Consider the following 18,656-nt stretch of genomic DNA (forward strand, 5'->3'; position numbering starts at 1 on the left):
GGAGAAAGGTAGAGTCATTTTTCAAAAAAAAGTGCGCACCTCAAAATAAATAATTTTTTCTTGAGGTACGCACTCTATGATGTGAAATTCGAAACTATATGTTATCGTTCTTTACCATTTGATGAAATAACTTCTTTATACCAATAAAAGCTTTGTTTCTTTATTCTTTTTAAATCTTTTAAATCGTCTTCATCACGATTTATATAAATAAAACCATATCTTTTTCTAAAACCTTGATGTGTAGAAATTAAATCGATTGCCGCCCAAGGACAATAACCAATTACATCCACTCCATCTGCAATTGCCAATTCCATCTGTTCAATATGCTTTTTCAAATAATCAATTCGGTAATGATCTTGCACAGACCCATCTTCATCGATTTTGTCGTAAGCGCCTATCCCATTCTCTGTAACGATAATTGGCAAGTTATAACGATCATTCACTTCTCTTAATGTAGCTCGGAAGCCAATTGGGTCAATCTCCCAACCGAAATCAGTTAATTCTAGATATTCATTATCGTCACCCATGAAGAACCCTTCTTCACCTACTTCAATTTGTTGATCAGCAGCTTCATTAATTACAAAGTTCTCATCATATTCGCTAACAGTAATAGAAGAATAATAATTAAATGCAATATAATCTGGTTTTGAACTAGCTAGAATCTCCATATCTCCCTCTAAAATTTCTGGTTCGATGTTTTTACTTTTCATGAAATTCCAAGCGATATTGTTATATCGTCCATATACAGCCATATCAAGATATAACCAATTACGAATTGCATTACAATTTTGCGCTGCAATTATATCATTCGGATTGCACGTTTTCGGATACACATAACTAATATTTGGTGCTGGGCCAATTTTAGCGTCTTTTATCATTTTATGACATAAATTTGTAACCTTAGCTTCTGCTAAAAGCATGTGATGATTTTGTTGATATAACTCTTTTTGAGATAATACAGATGTACCAATAGCCCCACCGTGTAAAATCATCATATTCTGCTCATTTATCGTTAACCAATTTTTAACTCTATCTCCAAATCGATCAAATAGAATTTCACAATATGTAACAAAAGCATCGATAGTAGCATGGTTGCTCCAGCCACCCTTTTTCTCTAATTCATGCGGTAAATCAAAATGATACATTGTTACTAGTGGTACGATATCATGCTTTAGCAATTCATCAATAAGATCACTATAAAACGCGATACCTTTTTCATTCACTTCTCCAGTTCCATTTGGAATAATTCGAGTCCAAGCTATAGAAAAGCGATATACTTTCAGTCCTAATTCAGAAAAAAGTTTGACATCTTCTTTAAAATGATGATAATGATCACTGCAAACTTTGAAATCTGACGTACCTTCAGGAATAACTTTCACATCTTGAACAGAAAGGCCTTTCCCATCTTCATTATAGGCGCCTTCTACTTGATAGGCACTTGTGGAAGCTCCCCATAAAAAGTCTTTTTTAAATGTAGTATTGAGCATATTTACCTTTCCCTTTCAAAAGTAGTATTGTTCTCGTTTGTTTCTATTATTTTTGTTTCACTAAAAATGTTTCATAAACAGTTATAAGCTCTTCTGCAATGATTTTAAATCCTTCTGCACTCATTAATTGATCTTCTGCGTGTGCTAACAATAAGCTTACTTCTACTTTTTCACCAGCAGCTTCTTTACTAATTAATTCAGCGTGAGCTCTATGACCTTCAATAAAAGTTTCACTGCCTTCATTCATTAATTGTCTTGCATTTTCAAAGTTACCCATTTTTGCTTCTTGTATTGCTTCAATATATGAAGATCGTGCACTACCTACTGCTGATATAATTTGAAATACTACTAATTCATTTTGTTCCATAACAATTCTCCTAACATTTTTTTATTTTTATAATTCGAAAATACAATCAGCGGTTTTTTGTTCATCCCCACTGATTATTAGCACCCAACAATTGGGCTTTTGCGGGATACATGATTATTGCTGTGTTGCTGCTTGTTGTTCTGCTTCATAAGCCTTTTTATCTCCCATTTTAAAGAACGGATAATATAATAGAATTTGAGAGATAATGATTAAAACAGTCATGATAAGTAGTAACCAACCACCAGAAATATAAGCTGCAAATGGTGCTGGTGTTACCCATGGTAATTCAATAAGTGGGTTGAAATTAGATAAAACCCCTGTAAGTTTAAGGAATACGATACCAATTAATCCGCCTACTATTGAAGATGTTACCAATGGAACAAAGTAGATTGGATTTAGAACAAGCGGTAATCCAAAGACAATTGGTTCATTTATATTAAAGATATTTGGAACGATACCGATTTTCCCAAGTGATTTATATTGCTCCGATTTCGCAAATAGCAGGTTTATTGCTAAACCTAACGTATTTCCTGTTCCACCAATAACGACTGCAAAATGCATTAACGTAAATGCTAAATAAGGAATTTCCGAAAAAGGTGTTCCTGAAGCAAAAGCTGTAATAGCTGCCGTAAATAACGGAGCTGTCGCACTATACCATACATTTATAATTGGTGCTGGGTGTAAACCGAAGAACCAACATATATTCATAAAAGTAAAGATAGCAATAACTGACCATACAGACGATCCGATGACTTTTACAGGTAACGAGATTACTTGACTCACAAAGTTAAAAATATTTTCATATGGAGTAAAGCCAAATATTACTCTTATAAAGAAGATAAGCGTGAAAATGATGATTGAAATAAACACAGGGTTAATCGCATCAGCTACCATAGGAGGTACTGATTCTGGCAATTTCACTCCAATATTTTTCCTTTTTAATGAACAATACAGTTTACTAGTGAAAACCCCGACAAACATGGCAACGAATATTCCATCACTACCTAAATACTGATTTAAAATAGCCGGAATTTGTTCTTCTCCTACTTTAATAGACATTGGCATTAAGCATAAGAAACTACCTAGCGCTATAACAGCAGCCGTCATTCCATTCATGCCTTCCTCTTTCGCATAGGAATACGCGATAATGACAACCATATAAACTGCTAATAAACTTAATGTCGCACTAATCATGTCTTGCATATGCGTATATAAACCAATTTGAATTAAAAATTCTTTCCACCCTTTAAATGGTAGATTACCTAAAATAGCAAATAACGTAACACCGATCGTAACAGGAATTGTCATCATCATCCCTGATGTAATCGCATTTACAACTTTACTATTTCCGAGATAATTTGTTAGCGGTGTGATGATTCGTTCTAGTCCGTTTTTAGTCCCTTCTAACAGTTTCATAATTACCTCCAACATTTTTAGATTTTATTACATCTACTTTTTACCTTTTTCTACATAGCTCATATCATTTACAGATTGAATTTTATATTTCCCGTCTTTATACACAACTTTTGAAACACTTGCATTTCCTAATCCTTCTTCAACCTCATTTAACGATTCAGGAGATATTGCATATAACAGGTCCATTAATGATGTACCATGTGATACGACAAGAACTTTCCCGCCGCCACCTTCTGCTACTTCTTCTGCAATTTGATCAACTTCTTTTTTCATTCTCTTTGTAACTGTTTCAGTATCTTCAGCCTGTTTACTACTATCGATTTTCGCTGCAGTTTTTTGCATAATATCAACATCAAAATTGTTCATAAACTCTTCATAAGTCATATTATTAGCTTGCGCGAGTTTTTCCCGAAACGTATGATTTAACTCCCCTTCAAACTCACCGAAACACGCTTCCCGCAAATTTTCACTTTGGTTGATATTCATATCTTTATTTCCACTATGATCTAATACAATTTTCGCTGTTTCTATTGCACGTCCACTATCACTACTATATGTCTTATCAAACTTAGTCCCTTTCAAACCTTTTCCAAGGTATTCTGCTACCGCAACACCATCTTTCGTAAGTGGTGCATCCGCCCAACCTTGTACTCTATCAGTCGTATTTAACATTGTTTTTCCATGTCTTACTAAATAAAATTCAACCGGCTTTTCTTCTTTTTTCTCTTTACCTTGCTCTACCTTATTAGGCGAACATCCAAATAAGGACACTGTCAGAGAAGCTACTAAACAAAACGATACTATTTTTTTATTCATCGTATAATCTCCTTATAGGGCATTTCTTAATGAATATATGTAACAAGCTATTTTGACTGATTAAATATGTAGCATCACTTTAATCAGTCAAAATGATATATCAGTCTCCTAAAATATCTTTTACTCGTTCCATTACTTTCTTCCCATCTAACATGCCATAAGCTGCCATATCAATTACTTCAATATTCTTTTCTGGTAATTGGCTTTTCACAGTATTTAAGGCATATCGAACTTGCGGCCCTAATAAGATCACATCGGCTGTCGGTCCAACATTTTTTGCTTCTGTTAATGCATAAGCATTAATCTCACAGTTATATCCTGTTGATTCTGCATATCCTCTCATTTTATTCATCAACATACTCGTAGACATACCCGCATTACATAAAAGTACGATATTTTTCATATTAAAAACCTCCAATAATTAATTTAAGCGATTTATGCTCCATTAGTTGTAACCGCTTACTTCATGAGTTCAATATAAACTATGGTCTAAGACTAGGGTCAATAACTTATTTTATATAAATATTGAATAAAACTTTTTATTTCAAAAAAATGCATGTAACTGTAGACACTGTCTAACAATTACATGCATTTTTTCACTTTGTACTATTTGATTTAATAATAGGAATCATAATAATATAATGTTCAACAGTATTTTCTTGATTCTTTGTTTCACAAACGTATCGACATAAAATATCTCCGTTAAGAGAGTATCCCTGTTCCTGTATAATATGTAGTGGCTCATCTAATATTAACGAAGATAATGGTTCATTTACATCTTTTTCATATAAGTAATGCAAGCACTCTCCCATCTCTATTTGAAAAACTGAATCATCTATAGGTAATTGGCACTCTTTCATCTTCAATTCAGATATGGCCATTACCCAGTAACTATTATCTATATTTTTCCCTTTATATTCTTCAAGTGGAATACACAAAGCTGTGGAAACGGTTGGCAAGAAATTTAACCATTTTTTTAATAGTGGATTTACACATAGCGTTCCTTCATTTAAATGAACATGTTTGAGAAAATAATAAGTCTCAGCTTGTTTTATAACCCACCGCTTATCTTCTTGTTTATATTCTTTTAATAAGCTCATAAATTCATTTATTTGTTTTGTTTCTAATTCTAACTGTTTTATCGCTTCATCTTTTTCAGCTATTTTATCATTACATTTTTTCATGATGTCATCATATTCTAAACCGTTAAAAATCGATCCAATTTCTTTAACATGAAACCCCATTTGTCGAAAACTTCTAATTGCTAAAAATACCCCAAAATCCTCATATGTATAAAATCTAAAACCGTTATCTTTATCTTTTTGTGGTTTTAGGAATCCTTTCTTTTCATAAAATCGTAAAGCATCTATTGAAACTCCAAATTCCTTTCCTACTTCGCCTATTTTGTATTTCTTCATACCTATCACCTTCAAATCTATAATTCCTACAAATACCTTTATAGTGTAACAAGTTTTGAAAAACAATTATATACAAAATAAAAAGAGATTTCGTATGAATACAAAACCTCTTTTTATCAAGTTCAAACTAAAATATTAACTTCAATTCCCCTATCACTTCACCATGCATATCATAAAGCTTTAATGCCATCATTAAATTAAATCTCACTTCAGCATCATTTAAATCAACTGAAATAAGTGATTCAATCTTTTCGAGCCTGTACAGTAGAGAACTTCGATGAATAAAGAGTTCTTCTGCAGCGCTTTTTACATTTCCATTGTTTTGTAAGAATACATGTAATGTATGATATAAATCAATATTCTTTCCTTCTGAATATGCAAGGAGCGGACCAATTTGTTTTTTTACAAAAAGTTCTACGGCTGTTGAATGATTTAAATGATGTAAAATAGCGTACGATCCTAAATCTTCAAATAGTGCATACCCTTTTTTTCTGAAGCGGCTATCTAAAATATTTAGAGCCTGCACGGCTTGCTGATAACTAATATAGTAGTCTTCTAATTGTTTTGTCACACCACCAATCCCTAATAATACTTGGCAACCAATAGGTGATGCGTGTATCCATTTTTGAATGCTATGAAACATCGATTCCCAAAATGTATCGGCTCTCTTCTTCTGCTCTTCGATAGGAACAATTAAAAGTTGCTCATCATTATGAGATACTGCTAAAATGCCTGTCCCTAGTTCCGGTAGACGGGTCTTAATTAAGTCCCATATAAGTGACTTTTTCGCTTGTTGTTCAAGTAAGTTTCCTTTTTTCAATTCTTTTTCATCAAGCGATATGGATAATACGGCTACTCTATGTTTTTTGAAGAGATTCCATTGATACAAGTTGGCATATTGCAAAATGTTATCTCGATCTTCAATTTTTTCAGTAAGTAATTTACTAATAAAGCTATCTTTCATTTGTTCTTTCGTATCAAGAACGAGCTTTTGTTTAATAAACTGGATGGAACATATATTTCGGGCTAAATCTACTGTTAGTTGATCAAATTCATCCATCCCTCCATTCTTTCTTCGTACTGCTAAATAACCTAAGAAATTACCGCCCCCATTTATAATCCAAAATGAAAAACAATAATCTATATGATTTGGATCAGTAATATGGAACGTATCATTCATTCTTTGATTTTTGCGTTCTTCTCTTGCTAAATCAGCCAAATGTTCTGCTAAACGACTATCCTTTTCATCATGAAAGGCTATAGGTTGCATAAATCTATCGAAAATAAATACTGTATCTTGAAACAGACTACCAAGCATTGTTGTAATACCTTCAAAGTTATTATCATCGACTGTTTCTTTTAATAAAGCTTGCTGGTAATCTAATAGAAAATGAAGTCGTTGTTTATGCTCTTTCTCACCATTATATAATCTTGCATTATCAAGTATCGTGGCCAAATGATTCGCTATCATTTCAAGTGATTTTGCATCTGCTTCCGTAAAAACCCCTTTGCATTCCTTTTCAACATGTAAAACCCCAATTGGTTTCATATCAATAATGATTGGAGCAGTAAACTGTTCACCACCAACCGTTTCAAAAAATGGGAAGTGCTCTTTTAGTACATATTTATCTTCAACCATAATTTTGAATGGGCGCTTCATTTCTCCATATGATGGTGGTTGAAAAACAAAACAATTTTCAGCCTCGTTATACAGGTAAACACATGAAAAATGAGCGTTTGTTTCCATTCCAGCTTTAGAAGTTACCTCATATATATGCTCTTCTAACGGAACATCTAACGACAGGTTTTTACTAATCCATCCAAAACCTTCAATTTTTTTCAACTGCGATTCTTTTTGTCTAGCCACAGCTATTGCCACGGCTATATCTCTTCCAAACTCTTCAAATGATATTTCCATATCTAAAAGTGGAACATAACTTGAAAACGCAACAACACAAAAACCAAAATGCTGTATGTCATCTTTTAATGGGACAGTAAACCAAGTCTCTACACCAGCACTTTTCAACGTTTCCGCTAGTAGGCACACTTCTGGTGAATCTGCCGTTTGATCCGTTATACTTTGATACTGGAGTCTTGATGAACATTCATCAGAGTGAAGAGGAAAAGCTGAAGCTAAAGAAGTTAAATTTCCGCTCCAAGCCTTTGGTAAAAATTGTCCTCCTTCATTAAAAATGACAGCTACGAAATTACAATGTAATTCCGCGCAAAAGGAATGAGTTAAATACTGAAGTGCTTCTTCTTCGGTATCAATTTTAATAAGCTGACGTGATGTATTTCGCAAATGATATTCAATTCTTTTCATTAACCGCTCCCTCTTATTACCAGACATGCCCCATCCCCCACTTTATCTTTTCTATCTATTGTATAAGAAGCGTTACATAAAATAAAACTAAATATTAAAATTATTCAGCGAACAATTTGAAATCCCGAAGAAATATATCCCCGGGATTAATTGTTTATTATTTTGCTGTAGTTACGTTGCTATCTCCGCTTACAATCTCTTTTTTCTCTTTATAATAAATTCCATGTTCTTCTTTCACAAACAACATTGCTATACCGCCAATTACAGCAGCGCTCGCAATAGCCGCAAAATTATATTGAGGTAAGAAATGCATAGAAAGTAGTACACCTACAAAAATCGGAGCGACCACACCTCCAAGACGCCCAAACGCCATTGTACTTCCTACCGCTGTTGATCGCATATTGCTAGGATAGTATTGAGAAACAAATGCATTTGACATATTTTGTAGTCCAACTGAAGAAGCACCAATTTTAGAAATTAACAAAAATCCAACAAACATGTTATTCGCAAATCCAATTAGGGATAACGCAATCGCTCCACAGAAAAATAATGGAACAAGTACCTTTTTGAATCCAACTTTATCCACGATTGGACCGAATATGAGTGTACCAACGATAGCGCCAATTTGCATGACAGCTGTAAATGAAAGACTTGATTTCAGGTCGTACCCTGACTGCATCATAAGTCTTGGTAACCAAGTATTCATAGAGTAAATGAGCACAAAAGCACTAAAACAGGAAATCCAAAACATAATCGTACTTACTGCGCGTTTCTCCTCAAATAACTTAACAACAGGAGAACCAACTTCTTTAGTTGATGGTTTTATAAATTCAATCGTCGCATCTTCACTTAATTTCGGATTTACTTTCGCTATTACTTTTTTAGCTTCTTCTATTTTTCCTTTCCCTAGAAGAAAACCAACAGACTCTGGAATACTTTTCATTAAAAATGGAAGAAACAATAACGGAATTCCCGCTAACCAAAAGACTGGTTTCCATCCTGCTGCCATGAGAAGTGATCGACTTGTAAGTGCTGCTGCCATTGCCCCAACCGAATATCCGCAAAAAATAAAAGATACAATAGCAGTTCGAACTCGTTTCGGCGAAAATTCAGTTGCTATAGCAATTACATTCGGCATAACTCCGCCAAGCCCAATCCCAGCGATGACACGAAAGACTGTAAATGTAACAGGATCGTTCGCAAAACCAGATAGAAATGTAAATAGACTAAATAAGGTTGTAGTTAACAGTATAATATTTTTACGACCAATTTTATCAGCTAATAAACCGAAGAAAATAGCACCAATTGCCGTTCCTATAACTGTATAACTACCAATTGCCCCTGCTGTAACATCCGATATCCCCCACTCTTTAATGAGCGACGGTACTGCTGCTCCATAAATAACAACATCATATCCATCAAATGCAATTACGATAAATAGCCAAAATATTAACCAAAGGTGCATGGAATGAATACGACTCTCATCTATCACATTCATTGGGTTAATCGATTTCATCTTAATAACCTCCTTAAATGGCGATTTTTCTTTTCTCGGCCTCTAAAAATAGTAAACGCTTTCAATTATCCCTTTCTGATTTTCTGAAAAACTTTCTGAATTTTCCGTATTTAAATTGTAATCATTACTTTTAAAAATTGTTATCCGCTAATTATAGGAAAAAGTAAAGTAATATTCCTATAATTAGCGGACTTCGCTTCATAGGATTTGAATTTCCGTCTATCGAACTTCTGTAATGAAAGTAGCGAATCAAAATCAAATTATAGAGAATTGGGGTTGATACATTGAAAAGGTTTATTTCTATTTTCATTAGTCTCACTATGCTTTTTATGTTAGTAGGATTTGAACAGGCGAAAAAAGATGCTACAAAACTAGCAGACACCATTTTTATTAACGGAAATGTCTATACGGTAGAAGCAAAGCAACCTTGGGCAGAAGCAGTTGCGATTAAAAACGGGAAAATTATTTATGTGGGTAATACGAAAGGTGCAAAAAAATACAAGAATAAGAATACAAAGATCATTGATTTAAAGGGAAAAATGTTACTTCCAGGATTTGTTGATAGCCACCTTCATGCTTCCGAAACTGTAAACTCTCTTTATTCTGTTGACTTAGTAAACGCTAGAACAGTTGATGAATATGTTCAGGCAGTTGAACAGTATAGGAAAGAACATAGTGATGTAAAAGTTATTCATGGGGCTGGTTGGAGCAATACCCTTTTCTCATCATCTGGTCCGACAAAAGATTTATTAGATACTGTTGTGAAAGACATTCCTGTCGCTTTAATTTCCGAGGATTATCATTCCGTTTGGGCAAATTCGAAAGCGCTTGAGATAGCTGAAATTACAAAAGATACTCCAAATCCTAACGGTGGAGTAATTGAACGAAATGAAAACGGTGAACCGTCCGGTACGCTTCGTGATACCGCAACGAATCTTGTACTAGACAAATTACCAAAGTACAATACGGAACAGTATAAAGAAGGTTTAAAAACTTTCCAACAACTCGCAGCGAGTAATGGATATACACAAGTAAATGATGTCGTTGTTCCTCAGCAAGATACTGTCATTGAAGCACTAACAATGCTCGAGAAAGAACAAGCGTTATCTATTAGACATAGCCTTGCATTAACGATACAACCAAGTGAAGGCCAGGAGCGCATTCCTTATGTAAAAGAACAGCGTGCTAAATTACAAGGCCCACTTGTAAAAATGAATACGGTCAAGTTATTTATGGATGGTGTACTTGAAGGCGGAACTGCCTACTTACATGAGCCGTATAACAATAAACCAAACTATTACGGCGTTCCTGTTTGGGAAAAACCAGCATTTGAACAAATGGTTCAAACATTAGACAAAGAGAAATTCCAAGTTCATATCCACTCTATCGGTGATGCTGCCACTACAGAAACATTAAATACATTAGCTATCGCTCAAGAACAAAACGGAAAACGAGATAGTCGCCATAAGATTACACATCTGCAATTAGTAAAAGAAAATGATATAAATCGTTTTAAAGATTTAGGTGTCATTGGTGTTCCGCAGCCAACGTGGTTTCTTAAAGACGGAGAATACTTTTCACAAGCTGTCGAATTATTAGGAGAAGAGCGTGCAAATGAACAATATCCTATGCGAAGTTTCATAAATAAAGGTGTTGTTATGGCTTCTTCTAGTGATTATCCCATTACACAAGGACCTTACTTCTCCCCTCTAGCTGGCATTCAAATGGGGATTACTCGTACAAGTTTACAAGATACAAATTCACAAAACGCTTTAAACCCAAAAGAAAAAGTAAGTTTAGCAGAAATGATTAAGACTTATACTATAAATGGAGCCTACGCCAATTTTTTAGAGAAAGAAACTGGATCTATTAAAGTCGGCAAAAAAGCAGACCTCGTTGTATTAGACAAAAACTTATTTAAAATTCCAAAACATGATATTCATAAAACGAAAATTTTACTGACTCTATTAGAAGGAAAAGAAACATTTCGTCATACAGAGTTTCGTTAATTTCAACATAAAAAAGAGGTGCATGAAGCACCTCTTTTTTATGTTGGAACAATTATAATTCAGCTCTACTTGTTTCTATTGTTTCTTTCAGTTTTCTCATTATTTTCGCTATCGCTTCAATTGAACTTTCTGTTTCATATTCTCCAACATTTAAAGAATGATTTGCGTTTTTAACAACATCAATCGTTAAATTCGTTTTATATAACTGATCAATTTGATTTGCATTGTATTGGTGATCTTTATCCCCAATTACTAAAAGCCCTTCGTGACTACTATGTAAAATAGAATCAAAAATGGAATCAAAAGTTAGTAAAGGTGTAAGTACTATCATTTTTGACTGTAAAAAATCTTCTCTCTTCATTAAATTATTTGCAATCGGAATTGTTCCAAGTGACTTCCCTAAAAACATAGTCTCGTTGTATTGCTCATCTTTTAATACTTCATTCATTATAGGATTAATATCATCCATCATTACTTTCGTTACTTCTTCTATCGGTTTATTCATTACCTGTTCGTCGTAAGAATAATAAATATGAACAACATCAATTTTATGTTCAAGCATAAGCATCGTCGCGTAATAAAATAACGGCTTATCATAATTGTATCCTGAACCTGAAAACATAAAGCAAACCCTACTAGAACCTTTTTCGATATGTGTGTAATGAATTACTTTGTCATTTATATGTATCTCTTTTTTAGTCCCCTTCATCGTTTTCCCCTCCAAATACGTTTATTTTTGTAATATGATATGTTCTGTGTGAACTGATACATCCTTTACTTTCACTTTTATAAATGCTGGTTGTAAGTTATATGCATGTAACTCTTCTACCGGCACCCACTTAAATAAATATGTTCTACCCTCTTCTTCCAAAATATATTGATCCGCTCCATTTGCAGGCAATTCATCTAGCTCTACTTCATAATAAAAACTAATCTCATGAAACTTCTGCTCAGAAAGCGTAAAGAAATTTTCTACTGACCATATTAATCTCTTCCCTTTAATAGGAACAGCTAGTTCTTCTGCAAGCTCCCGTTTTAATGCATCTTCACTATTTTCTAGCATTTTCACTCTTCCACCCGGTACGTACCAAAAATCTTCGCCGTCACCTTGCAGAATGAGTATTTTATTATTATGTTTACAAATTGCTCCGACGCGGTAGTTAAAACATGTTTCCTCAACTTTGAACGTAAGATCCATCCGTAATGTCCCCTTATATAATTAATATCTAATTATTACAAAAAGATTATCTAATTATTGTACAAATAAGGTTACTAAATTTATCCACTTCATTCAATCATTTTCGAATTTTCCAAACTCTTATTTTTTATCATTACAAGTGTATATGCATATGTTACAATCACAATTCATACTAGAAAAACATAATGGGGGTACGAATGGAAACGTTATTAATCCAACAAAATGAGAAATCAAATAAGTTTTGGAAAATCGTTGTGAAAGAAAAAGACTACGTTGTGTTTTACGGAAAAATCGGCACAGCTGGTAGTGTGAAAGCGAAAGAATTTGAAACAGAAGAAGAGTGTATAAAAGAAGCTAGCAAACTAGTTGCTTCTAAACGTAAAAAAGGATATACAGAACCATGCCTTGGGGAAGATTATATAAAAGAAAAAACGATAACAGAAGAAGAATTTTGGGAACTACTTAATCGTGCAAAAACGAAAGGTGAAGACCAGGAAGAACAAATAGAATGGCTTACTTCTCACCTCGCTAAACGTACAGTACATGAAATTGTAGCTTTTGATACGCATATGCATCGTATTTTGAAAGACTCTTATACATCTCGCTTATGGGCAGCAGCCTATATTATTTTAGGCGGTTGTTCGGATGATTGTTTTGATTATTTCCGCGGATGGTTATTATATCAAGGAAAAGAAACTTACGAGGCGTGTATTGAAGATCCAGGGCAGTTAATACCTGTATTAGAAAATATGAGCGAGTATGATGTTCCAGAAATAGAAGAACTTACGCTATATTTCGGACAAGAAGTATATATGGAGAAGACTGGGGATGAAGATGATACATACTTTACACTATACCATGTCTTATCAAATGAAGAATTTGAGGAAGTTGATATCGAGTTAGACTGGGATGAAGATGACGAAGAAGGTTTGAAAAAGATGTTTCCTATGCTATGGAAAATGTACGGGGAAGAACCGATTGAGTGTTAGACTAATATTAGGCCTCTGTTTAATCAATAAACAGAGGCCTTTTTGCATAGAATTCTTATTTAAACCCTCTCTATTCCATACCACTTATCCAATAAAATCTTTTCTCTTTCCTCTAAAATACCTGCTTTTAATTCCCATTCGTCCATACCCTCCATCCAGTCATACACATCTGCAACTGTATCTTCTAACCTTCTAAAAATAAGCCCTTCTTTAACGGCACTCTCGATACTTATAGAAAATCCACCTTTCCACGGCTTCGTTTCCCCTTCTAATGGAAAAGTTTCTGGAATCCATAAAGGCATTTCTGTCCAAGGCTGCACTTTATGTTCATTCATAAACGATTCCTCTACCCAAACGAATTCAGCATCACTATTCGTAACCTTTTTACACGTATTTAGTAGTTCTTCCATCGTCAATTCATCATTCGGACCTGTTATATTGAATGTACCTACTTTATTATTTTCTGCCATGTTGAGTCCAAAGTTTGCGATATCTTTTATATCCACTAACTGTACTGGACGATTTTTTCTTCCTGGTACTAACACGTTTCCCCCCTTTGCTACACGCCCGATCCAGTACGAAAGTCGATCTGTATAATCAAACATTCCTGCAAGCAGTCCTGCTCTTACGTGTAAAACATGCCCAGGCCAATATTTCTCTGCTTCTTTTTCACATAATACTTTGAGCGCACCATAATGCTCATAAGGAGTTATTTCTCCATTTTCTACAGCCTTTATTTGCTCAGCCGTTGGTTCAGCTTGTAATTTATAGTCTTCTTTTATGTCATGTGGAATCCAATCTTTATATACAGAAAGACTTGAGATAAAAATATAATTCTTTACATTATCTTTTAATACTTCTCCCACATTTCTAATATGATGCGGAGAAAATCCACACGTATCTATGACAACATCCCATTTTCGATTTTCTAAACTTGATACATCGTTATTTCTGTCACCGATTAACTGCTCCACTTCAGGAAAAATTTCTTTGTTTGTTCCGCGGTTAAATAATGTAACTTCATGCCCTCTGCTCAAAGCCTCTTCTACAACAGCTCTTCCCAAAAATCGTGTACCACCTAGTATTAGAATTTTCATGGTTCTCCCCCATTCGCGATTGAAATTCCTTTCTTTTGTTAAACGATTTTTTGTGGTGGAAAGTTACGGGGAAAGCTTAATTTTTTCTACAAGTTCAATATATGTAATTCCGACGCTTTTTCTATGCTAAAAACAATAATATGGAAATATTCATTCTGTCGGTTTCCATTTCATATATAATTAAAATATCGGATATTCGATTAACCACTTATACATACTTAGGCAGGTGAAAAATATTAATAAACACATAGTTTATCATTCAACATTATGTATTTATTTTCTCACATCACTTGTATATATCATCTTGCTGAACATAGAAAATGGTCGTAATTATTTGGGGTTTACAATGGTTGTTCCGCTTTTAGCAGTTATTTCATATCAAACATTATATAAGAAACAAAAAATAGTTCATACACTTGGAATTTCACGTCCAAAAATAAAAACACTAATTTTCTCCATATTATTTCCACTACTTCTAGGGCTATGTCTCCATTTTTATTTTTATGATATAAAGTTCTTATATAATCATTGGAATGAGTTAGGATTCCTCTTGCTCGTTGGTCTTACAGTCGGATCTTTATCTGCATTTTTAGAAGAGATGATATGGCGTGGGAATTTTCATTACTATTTACGAAAAAAATATTCATTCAAACAAACAGCTATTATTATAGCTTTTCTCTGGTCTTTATGGCATATACCAGTAGCAATCTTTTATAAAAATTATGAGTTTCAACTTGTAGGAATATTAAGTTATCTCTCTTTATTATTTATATTATCTATAATTTTGACGTACACGAGAGAATATGATGGTTCTGTAATATCACCCGCTATTTTACATGGTATGTTTAATGTATTTTATTTAACAGATGTAGTGCAAAACAAGTGGGATGCCAGTCTAATAGAATTAATTAAATTTATCTTCCTAGCAATTATACTCGGCATAATGTACCTTATACATCGCAAAGATAAAGAATAGTTAAAAGTAAAAAAGTTGTTTCCGCTTTTAATGGAAAATACCATTAATAGATTATATAGTACTTCAACACCTTACAATTATTCAATAATCGTATAGGTGTTGAAGTTTTTTAATCTTAGTTAAACAATTTTGTTCTCACACCACTTATTTTTAATACGGGGAACAAAACAAGTATAACTAGACCTTTATTCTTATTTTCATAATATAAACATATTAACCTTTTATATAAGGAAGTATATACTCTTTCATTAACTTCCATCTATCCCCTGCATTTGGTATAATTTCAGAGGCAATCACCACCACCAATTCCCTCTCCGGAATACAACAAATCATATTCCCACCATCGCCCACTGCACAGTATGAAAAGATTCCATCTTCTTCTCGTAACCACCATAAGTAACCATATTGATTTGTGTTCATTTCTGTTGATTCTCTTATCCATAATGTTGATAGAATTTGTTTTCCATTATGAGTACCTTCGTTTAAATACAAACTTCCAAACTTAGCCATATCTCTAACCATTAACGTTAGTCCCCATCCGCCAGTTGAAATACCGTTTGGATCATGAACCCATCCTTTTACATCTTTTCCGAATAAGTCATCGAATCCAAATGCTATCATATTGTAGTTTGGAATTTCTTTCATACCGAGTGGCTGAAATAGCTGTTCATTCGCAAATTCACGCGCACTTTTTCCTGTTATACTCGTAATAATTGCGGATAGTACATGTGCTCCTGCAGATGAGTATTTAAAAGAACCGATTTCCCCGCCGTTCCCCATTCTATTAAGTGTATACTGTACCCAGTCTGGTTGTGTACATAGTTCTTCTAACGGTTCCTGCCAATCTACAAAAGAATATGGAGCTGTCATTGTTAGAAGATGGCGTACTGTTATTTCAGATGACTTAACTTTATATTCAGGGAAAAATTCTATTACTCTTTGATCAATGCTTTTTATATAGCCTTTATCTACACATATCCCAATTAACGCAGAAATAATCGTTTTTGTAACAGATGCTACATGAAATGCATCATCTGGACCTTGGCCGTTATAATATTTTTCAAAAATAATATTACCTTTCTGCATTACTAACATACCGTTTATATTTTTATAGTCTTCTTTTATAATGGAATCTAACTTTTCAGCGGTTTTCATCCTTCTTCCCCCTCAATAATCTATCATTAAAAAGGTTCGATAGGTACATATATATCAACTATATGTTTATTTTCCGGGTGCTGCCTTGGGTCATTTTTATACATTTCAAAAGGATACGCATCTCTCGGTTTATATCCGCTATTTGGTAGCCATTCACCGTATAAAAAATCCCATGCACCTTTGTATTCATCTTGGCGTATTTCGAAGTGACCTATCGCATACTTTCCAGAAGGTATTACCATTATTCCAATGTCGCTCGTTTCTACTGCGGACTCATTCGGAATTGTTATACATAAACTTGTTCTTAAATGATAGTCCTCCGTAAATTCATGATGATCGTGGTAAATGGTTAATACTTTCGTATCCTCAAATACATGATAGTTTTCTTCCGCTGCGTAATGAAATAATTTCTCTATCATTTTCGGAAAAGCTATAGTTAACTCTTCATATGTACCGATATGTCTTATGTATGCGACTTTCATATCGTCCGCTGTTACAATTTCAATATCTCCTCGAACCTTCTTACATTCATTGTATTGAGAAGGTTCACTTACGTCTTTGCAATTCTTGCTATTGTAGTTACGATAGTGAGATGGACTTACTCCGTAATAATTTTTAAATGTACGGGAGAAAACTGCCGAATCTGTGAAACCAAAGTGATACGCAATATCTGTAATGGTCATATCTGTACGATATGTAAGTAGATTTGTTGCCCTTTCTAACTTCAATCGGTTTACATACCGAGATAACGGTTCATCTACTATTCCTTTAAAAATTCTATGAAAATGATACTTCGAAAACCCTGCTACATCTGCTAGCTCTTCAATTGAAAGTGAATCATTTATGTGTGATTCTATATAATTTTGTACTTTGTATATGCGCTGTAAATACTCATTTCTACTTTGTTTACTCTCCATACTTTTTAGCTCCTCACAACAAAAAGGCTAACTTTGTGCTAGCCTAATTTTACACATGTTTCAAAAATAAAACTCTGCTACCACCGTTCCCGTCATAATTTGTATGTACCGATACACCCTCTATCTCATCATCCCCAGCCTCAATTCGAAAACCAATCTCCCTATGAAACTGTATCGATTTTTTATTAACTGGTGATGTGATTGCTTTTACAACTTTACGGTTATTTGCACGAGCAATATCAAAGAAATATGAATACAATGTCGTTGCGATTCCTCTTCTTCTATACTTCGGATTGACACCAATAAAATGAACGTACGCTTCCTCTTTATGCGTTTGCGAAAATAATCCGCATAAGAAACCTAACGTTTCCCCATCTTCCTCAATGATAAAACTCGTTTCTTGAAAGTGAACGAAAAACAATTTTGGCAACATGGAAGCCATGTCTCTCCCGCCCCACCAATCATTTAAAACAGAATGAATCTTTACATAATCTTCCCCTTGTATGTTTCTTACTCGCATATATTTCTCCCTCTCACTCACTTCATTTTTCCATAAATTTTAATGACTGTTTCTACTAATAGGATGAATACCCAAATACCGCAAAATACAAGTACAGACTGGAATATGGATCCAATAATAATAACACCAACTGTACCTGATCCTGAAATTGATACTTCCCCAAATCCTGGGTCATGTATAAGAGATCCAGCAGAAAAAGCCATTAAAATAGATCCTATTAAATAAATCACACTCATTATTTTTAATATCTTTATAGAAAGATAAGAAGTTTGCTTTTCTTCCACTTGTGATAATTCGATTTCCCCGCTCGCAATTCCTTTTTGCAAACAGTCTTCACATAGAAATTCTTCCTTAATTTTTTTACCACCGTGCACCGTACCTGTTATCTCTTTACACTTTGAACATTTTCGATTTATCATGTTGTTATCACTCCAATCCATTAAGATTATACT

The 18,656-nt window shown here is 33.9% G+C and carries 18 protein-coding genes; 3 read left to right on the forward strand and 15 right to left on the reverse strand.

Annotated elements, in window-relative coordinates; all coding sequences use genetic code 11:
- Window positions 1-101: 101 nt before the first annotated feature.
- From V7S50_RS16385 to V7S50_RS16420, 8 genes are all read right to left on the reverse strand, one after another.
- Window positions 102-1,487: a glycoside hydrolase family 1 protein gene (locus V7S50_RS16385; RefSeq protein ID WP_242252764.1), complete on the reverse strand. Its 1,386-nt coding sequence runs from the start codon at window positions 1,485-1,487 to the stop codon at window positions 102-104.
- A 46-nt stretch (window positions 1,488-1,533) separates the two neighbouring features.
- Window positions 1,534-1,854 carry a PTS lactose/cellobiose transporter subunit IIA gene (locus V7S50_RS16390; RefSeq protein ID WP_242252762.1) on the reverse strand — a complete coding sequence of 107 codons (321 nt, stop codon included), beginning with the start codon at window positions 1,852-1,854 and terminating at the stop codon, window positions 1,534-1,536.
- A gap of 114 nt (window positions 1,855-1,968) precedes the next feature.
- Window positions 1,969-3,270: a PTS sugar transporter subunit IIC gene (locus tag V7S50_RS16395; RefSeq protein WP_242252761.1), complete on the reverse strand. Its 1,302-nt coding sequence runs from the start codon at window positions 3,268-3,270 to the stop codon at window positions 1,969-1,971.
- Between the two features lie 33 nt (window positions 3,271-3,303).
- Window positions 3,304-4,086, reverse strand: coding sequence for a histidine phosphatase family protein (locus V7S50_RS16400; protein WP_242252759.1), 783 nt, complete (start codon window positions 4,084-4,086; stop codon window positions 3,304-3,306).
- A 100-nt stretch (window positions 4,087-4,186) separates the two neighbouring features.
- Window positions 4,187-4,489, reverse strand: a complete 303-nt coding sequence (locus V7S50_RS16405; protein ID WP_242252757.1) for a PTS sugar transporter subunit IIB — start codon at window positions 4,487-4,489, stop codon at window positions 4,187-4,189.
- A 193-nt stretch (window positions 4,490-4,682) separates the two neighbouring features.
- Complete coding sequence (locus V7S50_RS16410) at window positions 4,683-5,504, reverse strand: MerR family transcriptional regulator (protein ID WP_242252755.1); 822 nt, start codon at window positions 5,502-5,504, stop codon at window positions 4,683-4,685.
- 127 nt (window positions 5,505-5,631) lie between these two features.
- Complete coding sequence (locus tag V7S50_RS16415) at window positions 5,632-7,854, reverse strand: helix-turn-helix domain-containing protein (RefSeq protein WP_242252753.1); 2,223 nt, start codon at window positions 7,852-7,854, stop codon at window positions 5,632-5,634.
- A gap of 130 nt (window positions 7,855-7,984) precedes the next feature.
- The gene (locus V7S50_RS16420) at window positions 7,985-9,343 is read right to left on the reverse strand and encodes an MFS transporter (protein ID WP_336376447.1); all 1,359 of its coding nucleotides are present in this window, start codon (window positions 9,341-9,343) and stop codon (window positions 7,985-7,987) included.
- Between the two features lie 320 nt (window positions 9,344-9,663).
- Here V7S50_RS16420 and V7S50_RS16425 point away from each other — a divergent pair, with 320 nt between their 5' ends.
- Complete coding sequence (locus V7S50_RS16425) at window positions 9,664-11,352, forward strand: amidohydrolase (protein WP_242253097.1); 1,689 nt, start codon at window positions 9,664-9,666, stop codon at window positions 11,350-11,352.
- Window positions 11,353-11,404: 52 nt separating this feature from the next.
- Here V7S50_RS16425 and V7S50_RS16430 read toward each other — a convergent pair whose 3' ends face one another.
- Both V7S50_RS16430 and V7S50_RS16435 read right to left on the reverse strand, forming a co-directional pair.
- The gene (locus tag V7S50_RS16430) at window positions 11,405-12,061 is read right to left on the reverse strand and encodes an alpha/beta hydrolase (RefSeq protein WP_242252749.1); all 657 of its coding nucleotides are present in this window, start codon (window positions 12,059-12,061) and stop codon (window positions 11,405-11,407) included.
- Window positions 12,062-12,082: 21 nt separating this feature from the next.
- Window positions 12,083-12,550, reverse strand: coding sequence for an NUDIX hydrolase (locus V7S50_RS16435; RefSeq protein ID WP_063225278.1), 468 nt, complete (start codon window positions 12,548-12,550; stop codon window positions 12,083-12,085).
- 197 nt (window positions 12,551-12,747) lie between these two features.
- Between V7S50_RS16435 and V7S50_RS16440 the strand changes: the two genes are divergently transcribed.
- The gene (locus V7S50_RS16440) at window positions 12,748-13,539 is read left to right on the forward strand and encodes a DUF4240 domain-containing protein (protein ID WP_242252747.1); all 792 of its coding nucleotides are present in this window, start codon (window positions 12,748-12,750) and stop codon (window positions 13,537-13,539) included.
- 59 nt (window positions 13,540-13,598) lie between these two features.
- Here V7S50_RS16440 and V7S50_RS16445 read toward each other — a convergent pair whose 3' ends face one another.
- The gene (locus tag V7S50_RS16445; protein ID WP_242252746.1) at window positions 13,599-14,636 is read right to left on the reverse strand and encodes an SDR family oxidoreductase; all 1,038 of its coding nucleotides are present in this window, start codon (window positions 14,634-14,636) and stop codon (window positions 13,599-13,601) included.
- Between the two features lie 226 nt (window positions 14,637-14,862).
- Here V7S50_RS16445 and V7S50_RS16450 point away from each other — a divergent pair, with 226 nt between their 5' ends.
- Window positions 14,863-15,612 (forward strand): CPBP family intramembrane glutamic endopeptidase, encoded by a 750-nt coding sequence (locus V7S50_RS16450; protein WP_242252745.1) that lies wholly within the window; start codon window positions 14,863-14,865, stop codon window positions 15,610-15,612.
- A 213-nt stretch (window positions 15,613-15,825) separates the two neighbouring features.
- On the opposite strand, the gene V7S50_RS16455 is transcribed toward V7S50_RS16450, so the two are convergent.
- The 4 genes from V7S50_RS16455 to V7S50_RS16470 are packed head-to-tail and all read right to left on the reverse strand — an operon-like array spanning window position 15,826 to window position 18,623.
- Window positions 15,826-16,767 (reverse strand): serine hydrolase domain-containing protein, encoded by a 942-nt coding sequence (locus V7S50_RS16455; protein ID WP_242252744.1) that lies wholly within the window; start codon window positions 16,765-16,767, stop codon window positions 15,826-15,828.
- A 26-nt stretch (window positions 16,768-16,793) separates the two neighbouring features.
- Window positions 16,794-17,684 (reverse strand): AraC family transcriptional regulator, encoded by an 891-nt coding sequence (locus V7S50_RS16460; protein WP_242252743.1) that lies wholly within the window; start codon window positions 17,682-17,684, stop codon window positions 16,794-16,796.
- Window positions 17,685-17,733: 49 nt separating this feature from the next.
- Window positions 17,734-18,204 carry a GNAT family N-acetyltransferase gene (locus tag V7S50_RS16465; RefSeq protein ID WP_242252742.1) on the reverse strand — a complete coding sequence of 157 codons (471 nt, stop codon included), beginning with the start codon at window positions 18,202-18,204 and terminating at the stop codon, window positions 17,734-17,736.
- A gap of 17 nt (window positions 18,205-18,221) precedes the next feature.
- Window positions 18,222-18,623 (reverse strand): DUF3980 domain-containing protein, encoded by a 402-nt coding sequence (locus tag V7S50_RS16470; RefSeq protein ID WP_242252741.1) that lies wholly within the window; start codon window positions 18,621-18,623, stop codon window positions 18,222-18,224.
- Between the last annotated feature and the right edge of the window lie 33 nt (window positions 18,624-18,656).

It is taken from the genome of Bacillus sp. CCNWLW194 (assembly GCF_037120585.1).
GTDB lineage: Bacteria > Bacillota > Bacilli > Bacillales > Bacillaceae_G > Bacillus_A > Bacillus_A basilensis.

Coding starts and splice junctions, on each gene's coding strand:
- V7S50_RS16400 (WP_242252759.1), bottom strand. CDS start 4,086: ATGAATAAAAAAATAGTATCGTTTTGTTTAGTAGCTTCTCTGACAGTG.
- V7S50_RS16430 (WP_242252749.1), bottom strand. CDS start 12,061: ATGAAGGGGACTAAAAAAGAGATACATATAAATGACAAAGTAATTCAT.
- V7S50_RS16425 (WP_242253097.1), top strand. CDS start 9,664: ATGCTTTTTATGTTAGTAGGATTTGAACAGGCGAAAAAAGATGCTACA.
- V7S50_RS16460 (WP_242252743.1), bottom strand. CDS start 17,684: ATGGAGAGTAAACAAAGTAGAAATGAGTATTTACAGCGCATATACAAA.
- V7S50_RS16390 (WP_242252762.1), bottom strand. CDS start 1,854: ATGGAACAAAATGAATTAGTAGTATTTCAAATTATATCAGCAGTAGGT.
- V7S50_RS16465 (WP_242252742.1), bottom strand. CDS start 18,204: ATGCGAGTAAGAAACATACAAGGGGAAGATTATGTAAAGATTCATTCT.
- V7S50_RS16440 (WP_242252747.1), top strand. CDS start 12,748: ATGGAAACGTTATTAATCCAACAAAATGAGAAATCAAATAAGTTTTGG.
- V7S50_RS16420 (WP_336376447.1), bottom strand. CDS start 9,343: ATGAAATCGATTAACCCAATGAATGTGATAGATGAGAGTCGTATTCAT.
- V7S50_RS16445 (WP_242252746.1), bottom strand. CDS start 14,636: ATGAAAATTCTAATACTAGGTGGTACACGATTTTTGGGAAGAGCTGTT.
- V7S50_RS16405 (WP_242252757.1), bottom strand. CDS start 4,489: ATGAAAAATATCGTACTTTTATGTAATGCGGGTATGTCTACGAGTATG.
- V7S50_RS16470 (WP_242252741.1), bottom strand. CDS start 18,623: ATGATAAATCGAAAATGTTCAAAGTGTAAAGAGATAACAGGTACGGTG.
- V7S50_RS16435 (WP_063225278.1), bottom strand. CDS start 12,550: ATGGATCTTACGTTCAAAGTTGAGGAAACATGTTTTAACTACCGCGTC.
- V7S50_RS16385 (WP_242252764.1), bottom strand. CDS start 1,487: ATGCTCAATACTACATTTAAAAAAGACTTTTTATGGGGAGCTTCCACA.
- V7S50_RS16415 (WP_242252753.1), bottom strand. CDS start 7,854: ATGTCTGGTAATAAGAGGGAGCGGTTAATGAAAAGAATTGAATATCAT.
- V7S50_RS16395 (WP_242252761.1), bottom strand. CDS start 3,270: ATGAAACTGTTAGAAGGGACTAAAAACGGACTAGAACGAATCATCACA.
- V7S50_RS16455 (WP_242252744.1), bottom strand. CDS start 16,767: ATGAAAACCGCTGAAAAGTTAGATTCCATTATAAAAGAAGACTATAAA.
- V7S50_RS16410 (WP_242252755.1), bottom strand. CDS start 5,504: ATGAAGAAATACAAAATAGGCGAAGTAGGAAAGGAATTTGGAGTTTCA.